This window comes from Neisseria subflava, assembly GCF_003044935.1.
GTDB lineage: Bacteria > Pseudomonadota > Gammaproteobacteria > Burkholderiales > Neisseriaceae > Neisseria > Neisseria subflava_E.
The window spans coordinates 195,171-207,643 of the sequence record NZ_POXP01000003.1 but is presented as its reverse complement, the minus strand read 5'-3'; the positions used below and the strand labels follow the sequence as shown (position 1 = coordinate 207,643).

The following is a 12,473-nucleotide window of genomic DNA, read 5'->3' as shown; positions in this document are numbered from 1 at the left end:
AATATGTTGCATCTGCGAAACGGTATTTCGCAAAGCCTTAATTTTTCAATTATAACGGATTTCTTTAAAAAAATCATCTGTCGTTTGCGTGGTCGGCGAAATAAACAGGCCGTCTGAACATTTCAGACGGCCTGTTTGTCATCATGCTTTTTTCTTCAACGCCGCATTCAAAATGCAGCCGAGTATAAAGCAGGCTAAAGAGGGAACAACCCATCCTAAACCGATATTGTAAAACGGCAATGCGCGCTCGATGGCAGCCGCAGTTTCGGCATCAAATCCAAACGCGGCCTTATAGGCATCGAGCAAACCGACCATAAGGGCCGCCATCATGGTACAGAAATAGACAATACGGCCGCCGCCAAACAGTTTATCTGTCAAAGCCAGCAGAATGATGACGATAGTCAGCGGATACAACAGCATCAACATAGGGATAGAAAACTGCAAAATCGCTGACAGGCCTTTGTTGGCCAACAGGATAGACACCACTGTATTCAGTATCACAAAGGCTTTATAAGAAATGCCCGGGCAAAGACGGTTGAAATATTCGGCGCATGAAGTAATCAAGCCAACCGCCGTACTCAGACAGGCAAGCAGTACCATGACGCCAAGCAACACAATACCGGCCGTACCGAAATAGTGCTGTGCGGTTTTAGACAAAACAGACGCGCCGTTTTCCTGCAAGCCTATACCTGCCACACCTGTCGCGCCCATATAGCCGATAAACAGGTAAACCACTGCCAAACAAGAAGCCGCCAACACACCGGAAATCGTCGTGGTCTTCAACAAGTCCGCACGGTTGTCCACGCCCATGGCGCGAACGGCATCAATGACGATAATGGCAAACACCAGCGAAGCCAGCGCGTCCATGGTGCCGTAGCCTTCCAAAATACCTTTAACCAACGGATGAGTAGCAAAATCACCTTGCGCCGCCTGCGGCATACCCATCGGGTTAATAGCGGCATAGCCGACCAATATTGCAATTGCCAGCAACAAAATGGGCGTAAGGATTTTACCGATACGGTCAACCAGTTTCCCCGGAGAAATCGACAGCCAATAAGTCATGCCGAAAAACACCAGGCTGAATACGGCCAATGCGATATTTTTCCAAGATTCATCAATGAAAGGAGAAATTGCAGTTTCAAAAGATACTGTTGCTGTACGCGGCATGGCAAACAAGGGGCCGATTGCCAGATAAAGCGCGGCGGCAAAAGTCACGCCGTACCAAGGCGCAACACGGGAAGCCAATGCTTCCACATCGCGCGAGCCGGAATAGCCGACGGCAATCACACCCAGCAATGGCAAACCCGCCCCGGTCAACAAAAAGCCGAACATTGCCGAAAGCCAGTTTTCGCCGGCCTGCTGCCCCAAATAAGCAGGGTAAATTAAGTTACCCGCGCCAAAAAACAGCGCAAACAGCATCAAGCCCACCGCCCATAAAGAGGCCTTACTGCGACTTATCGTCGAATTCATCTTAAATTCTCTTTTTCCAAATACCCGTTATCGGTTTCATCGATTTCAAGGCCGTCTGAAAGCATTTCGGCTTCGTTTATTTCCAAACCGTCTTTCAGGCTGATTTCGATTTCACCATAATTTTCCGGCTGTACGATACGCACCAAGCCTTCTTTAGCCAATTCCAGCAATGCAATAAAATTGACCACCACATATGTCGCACCCTGCTCCGGCTTAAACAAATCGCTGAATTTGCTGATACCGCTTTCGTTCAAACGGCGCAAAATCGCCGTCATCTGCGCGCGCACGGAAATGGTTTCCCGCACCACTTCATGACTGCGCGTATGCTTGGCACGCGACAAAATACCCAACCAAGCCTGCGTCAAATCGGCAACGTACACTTCCGGCAACTTCGCTTCGACCGCAATTTCCAGCGGCAAATACGCCCAAGCAAAATCACGTCCGGCACGCGGCAACGCATCCAAGCCCTGAGCCGCCAGCTTCATCTGTTCGTAAGCCAACAGACGGCGCACCAACTCGGCACGCGGATCCGCCTCTTCATCCTCAACTTCTTCAGGACGCGGCAACAGCAGGCGCGATTTAATTTCAATCAACATCGCCGCCATCAGCAGGTATTCTGCCGCCAAATCAAACTGATACGCTTCCATTTGGGCAATATAGTGCAGATACTGCTCGGTAATCTTCACCATCGGAATATCGAGGACATCGATATTTTGCTTGCGGATAAGGTACAGCAGCAAATCCAACGGCCCTTGGAAGCTGCTCAATACCACCTTCAACGCATCAGGCGGAATAAACAAATCCTGCGGCACATCGGTGACAGGCTGACCGAACACCCACGCAACGGTATATTCAGACGGCGTTGCGGCAGTGGAAGAAATAAGGTGTTCTGAAGGCATGGTTAAAGGGTCTTTTTCTTTTTAAGTTTAGTAAGAAGTTTCATCAATAAAAGGCCGTCTGAAACGAGGACAAGCCGTTTTTAATATAAAAATCAGCGTTTTTTACGATTGATTTGCAAAGAAACAATGGCGACGGCAAAGGTCTGGGCCAAGGCCATACCCAACAGCGGCAGGCTGGCGAAAACCGTACCCGTCAGTACCGAGCCAATATCGCGGGAAAACACAAAACCATCCCTCGCAAGCATCGCCACCATCAAAGCCAACAACAGCAAACTTTCGCAGCCGATCAAAAGCCAAATCATTTTAACCGAACGGCGTTTGCGCCATTTCATGATACCGGCGTGTAAAAGGCTGAATATCATGACGGACAGAAACGGATAAAGAAAAGTGGTGAATGGGCGGTTATAACCGCTTTGCACACACAAATAATCGCCCGGCAGCGTATTGCATTCCATCACATCAAGAAACATCGGATCGACGGCATACATCAATACGCCGAACCATACCGCATAAATCAGACTGGCAATAAAGTAGGCTTTAAAAAATCGGTTCATAAGCAAAAAGGTCGTCTGAAAAAATAAATTTCAAAAGGCTTAAACCCACATCAAATTTTCTGATTGGCATTTGCAGAAGAGTCCAACACATTCAGGGCTTGAACTGCTGCCATGCCATAAACAGGCAATCCCAAAAAAAATAACTCCCGTTATTGCCGTCCAACTACTATCCAGACTACTCCACTCCCACAGTAATAAAACAAACCAAACAATCCACCATTCGATGATAGGCAAGGCAAGAGTCGTCAAAGTTGTACAGCGTTTGGTCCACTTCATAATGCCGGCATTGAGTAGGGACAATGACATTACAGATAAAAACGGAAAGAAGAAAAACTTCAAAGACGTTTTCTCAAAAGCCGACATTTCATGAGCTCGTGAACAATACTGTAGACGCTGTTCATTTTCAGCGTCAATATCAAAACATTCGAATCCTGTAAGCAGCAAACCGACACCGTACATCAACAAACCGAAGACAACCGCATAAATCAGGCTACTGATAAAGTAGGCTTTAAAAAATCGATTCATCTCACTTCCACCCCGCGATATGCTCCACCGCCGCCTGCGCACAATACAGCCCAAACGAAGCCGTCACCAGCATACTCGCGCCGTAGCCCGCGCAGGACAAACCTTGCGGCGCGGCATCGGTCGAACACGCTTCGCCGGATTGCGGCGGCGTAATATTCTCGGTTGAATAAACGCAAGGCACGCGCATTTTTTCTTTGGTATCGCGGCTGAAGCCGTAGCGTTTGCGCAGGGTGTAGCGCAAGTTGGAAAGCAGCGGATCGTGGGTGACGCGGCTTAAATCGGCAGTTTGGATTAAAGCCGGATTTTTCTGTCCGCCCGCGCCGCCGCTGATAATAAACGGTTGTTTATGTTGCACGAAATACGCCGCCATCGCCGCTTTGACACGGATTTGGTCGATGGCGTCGATGACGAAGTCAAAGGGCCGTCTAAAAAGTTCGTCCAGATTGTCTTCGGTCACAAAATCTTCGATTTCCGTCACTTCGCATTGCGGATTGATTTGGGCAATGCGTTCGCGCAAAGCGGTAACTTTTGCCTTACCGAAATCATCGGTCAAAGCGTGCAATTGGCGGTTGACATTGGACTCAGCGACGTTGTCCAAATCAATCAGCGTTAAACGACCGATACCGCTCCTCGCCAAAGCCTCTACCGCCCACGAGCCGACACCGCCGACGCCAACCACGCACACATGCGCACGCGAAAAGCGCGCCAGTGCTTCGTCTCCGTAAAGTCTGGCAATGCCGCCAAAGCGGCGCGAAGAAAGAAAAGCGGCGTCCTGCATAAGTAACCTTGTGATATATCAATAAATTAATGAAAAACGCGACAGGCGATTCGGACAGACATTATACTTGAAAGCAGATGGGCTGTTGTACCCGCCCGAAAGAGTTTATAATCGTTTCACATTCAGACACGTTCTGATTTCATATTAAACGAAAGTGCCGCTACTCGGCGCAAAAGGAGAATAAATATGTACAAACATCTGGTTGTAGCCGTTGACGGTAGTGAGACTTCCCTCAATGCATTGAAACACGCTGCCGAACTGGCAAGCCTCAACAAAGCCCAACTGACTTTGGTTCACGTTGCCAACCCTGCCGAATACATGGCTTTGGCTCCTGAATTCCTGCAACACGAAAGCTACGAAGCCGCCGCAGTGGCTCAAGGTAACGAAGTTTTGGATTTCGCAGAAAAAACAGCGCGTGAAAGCGGCGTTGAAAACATCGTGAAACACCTGTTGGTTGCCAACAAAGGCGCGCGCGAAATGGCGCAAGACTTGGTTGACTACGCCGACAACAACGGCGCAGACCTGTTGGTACTCGGCACACACGGCCGCACCGGCCTGATGCACCTGCTGATGGGCAGCTTCGCCGAGACCGTAATGCGTCAAAGCCACCTGCCTCTGCTGATTATCCGCAGCAAAGCTGAAGAAGCATAATCAAGCATTGATTTAAAATAGCGAAAGGCCGTCTGAATATTTTTCAGACGGCCTTTTTTCATTTTCACATGACAGCTTCAGCTTTTATTTTGCCATTTCTTTGAACACTTCGTGTGCCACAGCAATGGTTTCGTCAATCAGCTCAGGCGTATGCGCGGCGGAAACAAACCCGGCTTCGTAAGCTGACGGGCCGAATGCGACATTGCGGTCGAGCATACCGTGGAAGAAATGTTTGAAACCGTCGATATTGGAACGCGCCATGTCGGCATAGTTTTGCGGCGTATGGCTGGCAAAATACAAACCAAACATACCGCCCACGCTGTCCGCCGTAAATTCAACGCCATGTGCTTTAGCCGCATCGGCAATACCGTTGGCGAGGCGTTGGGTCAGGGCAGTCAGGTTTCCATAGAAGCCTTCGCGCTGAATGATTTCCAGCGTTTTCAAACCGGCCGCAACCGCAATCGGATTACCGGACAATGTGCCTGCCTGATACACGCCGCCCAATGGGGAAATACATTCCATAATGTCTTTACGGCCGCCGAACGCCGCCAAAGGCATACCGCCGCCGATCACTTTGCCCATGGTGGTCAAATCAGGCTTGATGCCGTGCAAAGATTGCGCACCGCCCAGCGCCACGCGGAAACCGGTCATCACTTCGTCGTAAATCAACACGGCACCATGTTTTTCAGTCAATTCGCGCAAGGCTTTGACAAAGGCTTCAGACGGCCTAACCAGATTCATATTGCCGACAAAAGGCTCCAAAATCACACAGGCAATGTCATTGCCGCTTTGGGCAAAGGCTTCTTCCAGTTGGGCGATATTGTTGTATTCGAGTACCAAAGTGTGTTTGGTAAAGTCGGCAGGCACACCAGCGGAAGAAGGGTTGCCAAACGTCAGCAGACCGCTACCTGCTTTCACCAACAGGCTGTCGGAATGGCCGTGGTAGCAGCCTTCAAACTTGATGATTTTGTCGCGTCCGGTAAAACCGCGTGCCAGACGGATGGCGGTCATCGTTGCTTCCGTGCCGGAGCTGACAAGGCGCAGCTGCTCGACGGACGGCATGATTTTAGCGATTTCTTCGGCAATGACAATTTCGCCTTCAGTCGGCGCACCAAACGACAAACCGCCCAATGCTGCTTCGCGCACGGCTTCAATGACTTCGGGATGGGCATGGCCGACAATCGCAGGGCCCCAAGAGCCGACATAGTCGGTATAACGCGTGCCGTTTTCGTCCCAAACATACGCGCCTTCTGCCTTTTTGATAAAGCGCGGCACGCCGCCGACGCTGCCGAATGCGCGCACAGGAGAGTTCACGCCGCCGGGAATAATGGCTTTGGCGCGGTTGAACAAGCTTTCATTACGGTTCATGGTCAATTCTTTCGTAAGAGGTCGTCTGAAAATCAAATCGATGCCATTTTAACACCAAATCCTTTTCAGACGGCCCAAGCTTCAAAATAAGAATCGGGCGCAAAATCAAAATTATTCTTTAAAAACAAACACTCTATCCACATTTTTCCTGCTTGTGCTATAATCCGCGACCTATTGAAACAATAAAAGAAAAGCATCATGTTACGCGGATTCATACTCAGCCTCGCCCTTTTGGCATCCGCCCTCGTCCATGCACAACGCAGCCTGCCTGACGATATGGACGTGGCCATTTTAAAGACTGTCGATTTGCCTTATCTGAAAGTCAGCAAAGGCGGTTTTTCTTGGACGCGCCTGCTGACCTTGGGCATTGTGGACGGCAATGCGGCCAAACTGCAAATCACCCGCTTCACCAAAATCCACGATGAAAACGACCGTTTCATCCCCATGGGCCGCCTGCTGAATCAAACCGGCAAAGCCGTCGCGTTCAAATACAACGAAGAAAGCCGCCTCGTCCGCGAAATCTGGATTTTGACCGACGCCGAAGCCGACAGGTTCATCGAACACGCCAAAAAGCAGAAAAAGGCGGAAGAATAATTTTTCAGACGGCCCGAGTATTTCACAGGCCGTCTGAACCCTTTTACAACAAGCAAGTCAATCAAAACAAACCATGAAAAAAGTATTTATCCGCACCTTCGGGTGCCAAATGAACGAGTACGACAGCGAAAAAATGCTGTCCGTCCTCGCCGAAGAACACGGCGGCATCGAGCAGGTTACCCAACCTGACGACGCCGACATCATCTTGTTCAACACCTGCTCCGTGCGTGAAAAAGCGCAAGAGAAAGTCTTCTCCGACTTAGGCCGTGTACGCCCGCTCAAAGAAAAAAATCCCGACCTCATCATCGGTGTTGCCGGCTGCGTTGCCTCTCAAGAAGGTGAAAACATCGTCAAACGCGCTCCGTATGTGGACGTGGTTTTCGGCCCGCAAACGCTGCACCGCCTGCCCAAACTCATCGTCGATAAAGAAACCACTGGTCTCTCGCAAATCGATATTTCCTTCCCCGAAATCGAGAAATTCGACCACCTGCCGCCTGCACGCGTAGAAGGCGGTTCGGCGTTCATTTCCATCATGGAAGGCTGTTCCAAATATTGCTCTTACTGCGTCGTCCCTTATACCCGCGGCGAAGAATTCTCCCGACCGCTCAACGACGTATTGACCGAGATTGCCGGTTTGGCACAACAAGGCGTTAAAGAAATCAACCTCTTAGGCCAAAATGTCAATGCCTATCGAGGCGAAATGGAAAACGGCGAAATCTGCGACTTTGCCACTTTGTTGCGCATCGTCCATGAAATCCCCGGCATCGAACGCCTGCGCTTTACCACCAGCCATCCGCGCGAATTTACCGACGCAATTATCGAGTGCTACCGCGACCTGCCGAAGCTGGTTTCCCACCTGCACCTGCCGATTCAAAGCGGTTCCGACCGCGTATTGAGTGCGATGAAACGCGGCTACACCGCCTTGGAATACAAATCCATCATCCGCAAACTGCGTGCCATCCGTCCTGATTTGTGCCTCAGCTCCGACTTTATCGTCGGCTTCCCGGGCGAGACCGAGCGTGAGTTCGAGCAAACCTTGAAACTGGTCAAAGACATCGCCTTCGACTTAAGCTTCGTCTTTATTTACAGTCCGCGTCCGGGTACGCCTGCCGCCAACCTGCACGACGACACGCCGCACGAAGAAAAAGTGCGCCGCCTCGAAGCTTTGAACGAAGTCATCGAAGCCGAAACCGCGCGCATCAACCAAACCATGATCGGAACGGTTCAACGCTGCTTGGTTGAAGGTATCTCCAAAAAAGACCCTGACCAACTGCAAGCCCGTACCGCCAACAACCGCGTGGTCAACTTTACCGGCACACCCGACATGATCAACCAAATGATCGATTTGGAAATCACCGAAGCCTACACCTTCTCCCTGAAAGGCAAACCGGTATAAGCACACACAAACAAAGGCCGTCTGAAACTGTTCAGACGGCCTTTATCTTGGTTCAGCCCGGCATTATCTGATTCATGTATTTTTATTACCCGAACAAAAGGCTTTTCAGTATAATACCGCCCGAAAATTCCCTTATCTGTTGAGAAGTTAAGGCAAAAATCCGAGCTTCCGGCAGTTAAATCCGCTGATTCCGTCCTTGAACGGCTTTCCCAAAGGAATATCTCGAATGAGTTCTTCAAATCAAAGCGTTTTGGAAAGATTATTCAACCTCAACGCCAATCAGACCAACGTCCGCACGGAAATTATGGCCGGTGTGACAACCTTCCTCGCCATGTGCTATATCATCATCGTCAATCCCCTGATTTTGGGCGAAACCGGTATGGATATGGGCGCAGTATTTGTGGCCACCTGTATCGCCTCCGCCATCGGCTGTTTCGTGATGGGCTTTGTCGGCAACTACCCGATTGCCCTCGCTCCGGGCATGGGTTTGAACGCCTACTTTACCTTTGCCGTCGTCAAAGGCATGGGCGTAGACTGGCGTGTGGCTTTGGGTGCCGTTTTCATCTCCGGCATCATTTTTATCCTGTTCAGCTTCTTTAAAGTGCGTGAAATGCTGGTCAATGCCCTGCCTATGGGCTTGAAAATGTCGATTGCCGCAGGTATCGGCCTTTTCTTGGCATTGATTGCGCTCAAAGGCGCAGGCGTGATTGTGGCCAATCCTGCCACATTGGTCGGCTTGGGCGACATCCACCAGCCTACCGCCCTGCTGGCGATGGCAGGCTTTGTCATGGTGGTTGCACTTGGCCACTTCCGCGTTAAAGGCTCCATCATCATTACCATTCTGACGCTGACCGCTATCTCCACCATCTTAGGCTTGAGCGAGTTCAAAGGCGTGGTCGGCGAAATTCCGAGCATTGCGCCAACCTTCATGCAGATGGACTTCAAAGGCTTGTTCACCGTCAGCATGGTCAGCGTGATTTTTGTATTCTTCCTGGTTGACCTGTTTGACTCTACCGGCACATTGGTCGGCGTTTCCCACCGCGCAGGCCTGTTGCAAGACGGCAAACTGCCACGTTTGAAACGCGCCCTGCTTGCCGACTCTACCGCCATTATCGCAGGCGCCGCCTTGGGTACTTCTTCTACCACCCCTTACGTTGAAAGCGCGGCAGGCGTTTCTGCCGGCGGCCGTACCGGCCTGACTGCCGTTACCGTCGGCGTACTGATGCTGGCCTGTCTGATTTTCTCCCCACTGGTTCAAAGCATCCCTGCATTCGCTACCGCACCCGCCCTGCTCTATGTTGGCGCGCAAATGTTGCGCAGCGCGCGCGAAATCGATTGGGACGACATGACCGAAGCCGCACCGGCATTCCTAACCATCGTCTTCATGCCGTTTACCTACTCGATTGCCGACGGTATTGCGTTTGGCTTTATCAGCTACGCACTCATCAAACTCTTGTGCAACCGCACTCAAGACGTACCGCCTATGGTATGGATTGTCGCCGTGTTGTGGGCATTGAAATTCTGGTTCTTGGGTTAAACTGCTCAAAAGAACAGGCCGTCTGAAAACTTTTCAGACGGCCTGTTTTATTTTACCCAGCGTTTAAAGCTGTCGGTAAAAGATTATTTTTTCACTTTTTTAGCAGCTGGTTTAGCGGCAGCTTTCGCGCCTTTGTCCAATGCGCAGAAACGGGTAGCGATTTGGTCAACCACTTCTTGTTTGCCATTTACTTCGGTAGTACCGCGGATAGTCAGCATGTTGCCATCAACTTTGTCCACGTTGGCTGCAGTGGCTGCTTCAGCAATCCAAGCAACATTGCCGCCCCAGAATGCATTTACATCTTTGCTGCTGTCAGTAATACGGAACAGGTTTTCAGTTACTTGGCCTTTGTATTTTACTTGGGCAGCAACAACTTCGTTGCCTTTGAAGCCATACATTACGCTCAGAGGCTCTTTGCCGTCTTTACCGCATTTGTAGTGAACTTCTTTAGTACCGTCGATAGAGTCTACTTTCAAAGTATTAGGTACTGGAGCTTGAGCTTGTTGAGCCTGAGCTTGAGTTTGTTGTTGCGCAGTAGGCGCAGCTTTAGCTTCAGGTTTGGCTTTAGAACCGCTGCTACATGCAGTCAGGGCAACAGCCGCCAAAACGGCAGGAACGATTAATTTAACATTCATATTCATAATTGACTCCCAAATGGTTTCAATAAAAAACCGGCAAACGCCGGCTGACATTTACACATTAACAGAGATATTCCGTCTTGTCTTTATCTCAGACGGCATTTTTTAAGAAAAGTTCAAATAAATATTTTTATTTTCTAAAATCAAGAAATTATAAATATGAAATCATGTAAATTCAGGTTTAGGAACTCTTAAGATGAATACTATTGTCAATAACTCGGGGGTTGGCAATGGTAAAATGAGATTGAAAAGCGCATATAGACGACAAAAAGTCTGGGCGATTTATTTTACACACTTCTGCCTCTTGAGTTGCCGTGAGTTTCAGACGGCCTTTGAACACAAACAGTAAATGTAATAAAAAAACGCAATCTGAAATAGATTGCGTTTTTTTTTGAAAACTGGCACGCCCACGGGGAATCGAACCCCGGTTACCGCCGTGAAAGGGCGATGTCCTAACCGCTAGACGATGGGCGCGGATAAATCTTGTGGCGCACCCGGAGCGATTCGAACGCCCGACCCTCTGGTTCGTAGCCAGATACTCTATCCAACTGAGCTACGGGTGCATCCTCATCACTTCGCTAGTGCGTTGTGAATCAAGAAGACCGAATAATATAGGCTTTCCTAAAACCTGTCTACCCTTTTCACGGATATTTTTTATATTTTTATTTAACTATTTGAAATTAAACAATATAAGATTAACGTAAAATCCCTACTCCTGACAAATCCTGTGCCATTTTGGCGGCGGAATTATCGGTCATGCCGCCGACAAAATCCAAAATTTTCATATAGGCCTGATACAGACTGTCTTCAGGAAGAATCGGATTGTGCTTTTTCAATAATTCCAACGCCAAAGACTGACGTGTTGCCAACTGTTTTTCAGCAATCAGGGCATAAGCGGCAGGGACGAGCAAATCCAAGATAGAGCCTAAGCATGGGAACGTGGCAATCTCGGTCAAGAGTTTGGTGTGATGGCGAAAAATCCGTGTTTGCGCCAATTCTTTCGCTTTTGCCAAAGTGTTTTGCACTTGCGGGCTGCACAGAGCCAGCAAATCTTTGCCTTTGAATGTTCCGTCCAACAAATCGGACTGATGCAACATAAAGGTTTGCGCGACATCATCAATCGCCTTGCCGATCGCAATGCCGCGCAACATGGCACAACGCTGACGGCTGGAGCTGGCGTGCCACGCGCTTTCGGCGAAGGTCAGTTCGGACAAAATACTTTCTACTTCCGTATCCGTGAGCAAATCCAATTCGACAGCATCTTCCAAGTCCAGCAAGGCATAGCAAATATCGTCGGCGGCCTCCATCAAATAAGACAAAGGATGGCGCGCCCAGCTGTCTGCTCCTGCGGAAACCAGCCCTAATTCGTCGGCAACTTGACGGATAAACGGCAACTCGGTTTGATAAATATTGAATTTTTTTCTGCCGTTCGGATGTTGCGTTGTCCACGGATACTTCAACAATGCGCCGATGGCTGCCGCAGTCAGGCGCATTCCGCCCGCCTCGGGATACATTTCAAGGCTGGCGACGATACGCAGGCTATGCGCATTGCCTTCATAGGTTTGAATATCGTTGCGTTCCGCTTCGTTTAATGTGTTCAGATAAATTTGATGTTCAGGCCGTCTGAACCAATCACGCAAAGCATCTTCGCCGGTATGGCCAAACGGCGGATTACCCAAATCATGCGCCAAACAGGCAACCTGCACCACGGCACCAATATCGCTGGGCGTATTGCCCTGCGGCAGAAAACCGCCGTTGTGCAACATTACGCCCACGCGGTTGCCCAAGCTCCTGCCCACGCTGGCAACTTCAACGCTGTGCGTCAGGCGGTTGTGCGTCAAATCGTGTTGCGCCAGCGGATGCACCTGAGTTTTACGGCCAAGGCGGCGGAAGGCTCCGGAAAAAACGACCCGGTCGTAGTCGATGTGAAAATCCGTACGCAAGGCATCGGCACCTTCCTGAGTCGAAGGGGTAACGGTCGGCACGATTTCACCGTTTTTGGGACGGAAGCGTTGGGTGGACAATAAGTTTTGCCAATTCATTCGGGTATTCATAAGCGTTTC

General features: G+C 49.9%; 12 protein-coding genes and 2 tRNA genes. 4 read left to right on the top strand and 10 right to left on the bottom strand.

Annotation, left to right across the window (positions count from 1 at the left end):
• Nucleotides 1-141: 141 nt before the first annotated feature.
• From brnQ to DBY95_RS08920, 5 genes are all read right to left on the bottom strand, one after another.
• Complete coding sequence (gene brnQ, locus DBY95_RS08940; RefSeq protein WP_107724086.1) at nucleotides 142-1,470, bottom strand: branched-chain amino acid transport system II carrier protein; 1,329 nt, start codon at nucleotides 1,468-1,470, stop codon at nucleotides 142-144.
• Nucleotides 1,467-2,369 (bottom strand): segregation and condensation protein A, encoded by a 903-nt coding sequence (locus DBY95_RS08935; RefSeq protein WP_107724085.1) that lies wholly within the window; start codon nucleotides 2,367-2,369, stop codon nucleotides 1,467-1,469. The genes brnQ and DBY95_RS08935 overlap by 4 nt, the downstream gene beginning before the upstream one ends.
• 92 nt (nucleotides 2,370-2,461) lie before the next feature.
• Nucleotides 2,462-2,923 (bottom strand): hypothetical protein, encoded by a 462-nt coding sequence (locus DBY95_RS08930; RefSeq protein ID WP_107724084.1) that lies wholly within the window; start codon nucleotides 2,921-2,923, stop codon nucleotides 2,462-2,464.
• A 39-nt stretch (nucleotides 2,924-2,962) separates the two neighbouring features.
• Nucleotides 2,963-3,448 carry a hypothetical protein gene (locus DBY95_RS08925; protein WP_234394611.1) on the bottom strand — a complete coding sequence of 162 codons (486 nt, stop codon included), beginning with the start codon at nucleotides 3,446-3,448 and terminating at the stop codon, nucleotides 2,963-2,965.
• 1 nt (nucleotide 3,449) lies between these two features.
• Nucleotides 3,450-4,226: a tRNA threonylcarbamoyladenosine dehydratase gene (locus DBY95_RS08920; protein WP_107724083.1), complete on the bottom strand. Its 777-nt coding sequence runs from the start codon at nucleotides 4,224-4,226 to the stop codon at nucleotides 3,450-3,452.
• A gap of 186 nt (nucleotides 4,227-4,412) precedes the next feature.
• Here DBY95_RS08920 and DBY95_RS08915 point away from each other — a divergent pair, with 186 nt between their 5' ends.
• Nucleotides 4,413-4,877: a universal stress protein gene (locus DBY95_RS08915; RefSeq protein ID WP_003680896.1), complete on the top strand. Its 465-nt coding sequence runs from the start codon at nucleotides 4,413-4,415 to the stop codon at nucleotides 4,875-4,877.
• Nucleotides 4,878-4,961: 84 nt separating this feature from the next.
• Here DBY95_RS08915 and hemL read toward each other — a convergent pair whose 3' ends face one another.
• Nucleotides 4,962-6,245 (bottom strand): glutamate-1-semialdehyde 2,1-aminomutase, encoded by a 1,284-nt coding sequence (hemL, locus tag DBY95_RS08910; RefSeq protein ID WP_107724082.1) that lies wholly within the window; start codon nucleotides 6,243-6,245, stop codon nucleotides 4,962-4,964.
• A gap of 198 nt (nucleotides 6,246-6,443) precedes the next feature.
• Here hemL and DBY95_RS08905 point away from each other — a divergent pair, with 198 nt between their 5' ends.
• The 3 genes from DBY95_RS08905 to DBY95_RS08895 all read left to right on the top strand — a co-directional run bounded on the left by DBY95_RS08905 (nucleotide 6,444) and on the right by DBY95_RS08895 (nucleotide 9,772).
• Nucleotides 6,444-6,839, top strand: a complete 396-nt coding sequence (locus DBY95_RS08905; protein WP_107724081.1) for a hypothetical protein — start codon at nucleotides 6,444-6,446, stop codon at nucleotides 6,837-6,839.
• A 73-nt stretch (nucleotides 6,840-6,912) separates the two neighbouring features.
• Entirely contained in the window at nucleotides 6,913-8,235 is a 1,323-nt protein-coding gene (miaB, locus tag DBY95_RS08900) for a tRNA (N6-isopentenyl adenosine(37)-C2)-methylthiotransferase MiaB (protein WP_003684389.1), read from the top strand.
• A 226-nt stretch (nucleotides 8,236-8,461) separates the two neighbouring features.
• A complete protein-coding gene (locus tag DBY95_RS08895) occupies nucleotides 8,462-9,772 on the top strand; it encodes an NCS2 family permease (protein WP_070584805.1) in 1,311 nt (436 codons plus the stop codon).
• An 83-nt stretch (nucleotides 9,773-9,855) separates the two neighbouring features.
• On the opposite strand, the gene DBY95_RS08890 is transcribed toward DBY95_RS08895, so the two are convergent.
• The 4 genes from DBY95_RS08890 to DBY95_RS08875 all read right to left on the bottom strand — a co-directional run bounded on the left by DBY95_RS08890 (nucleotide 9,856) and on the right by DBY95_RS08875 (nucleotide 12,464).
• The gene (locus DBY95_RS08890; RefSeq protein WP_039862107.1) at nucleotides 9,856-10,413 is read right to left on the bottom strand and encodes a hypothetical protein; all 558 of its coding nucleotides are present in this window, start codon (nucleotides 10,411-10,413) and stop codon (nucleotides 9,856-9,858) included.
• Between the two features lie 396 nt (nucleotides 10,414-10,809).
• Nucleotides 10,810-10,884: transfer RNA gene (locus DBY95_RS08885), tRNA-Glu, on the bottom strand.
• 12 nt (nucleotides 10,885-10,896) lie between these two features.
• Nucleotides 10,897-10,973: transfer RNA gene (locus tag DBY95_RS08880), tRNA-Arg, on the bottom strand.
• A gap of 132 nt (nucleotides 10,974-11,105) precedes the next feature.
• A complete protein-coding gene (locus tag DBY95_RS08875) occupies nucleotides 11,106-12,464 on the bottom strand; it encodes a deoxyguanosinetriphosphate triphosphohydrolase (RefSeq protein ID WP_049348127.1) in 1,359 nt (452 codons plus the stop codon).
• Between the last annotated feature and the right edge of the window lie 9 nt (nucleotides 12,465-12,473).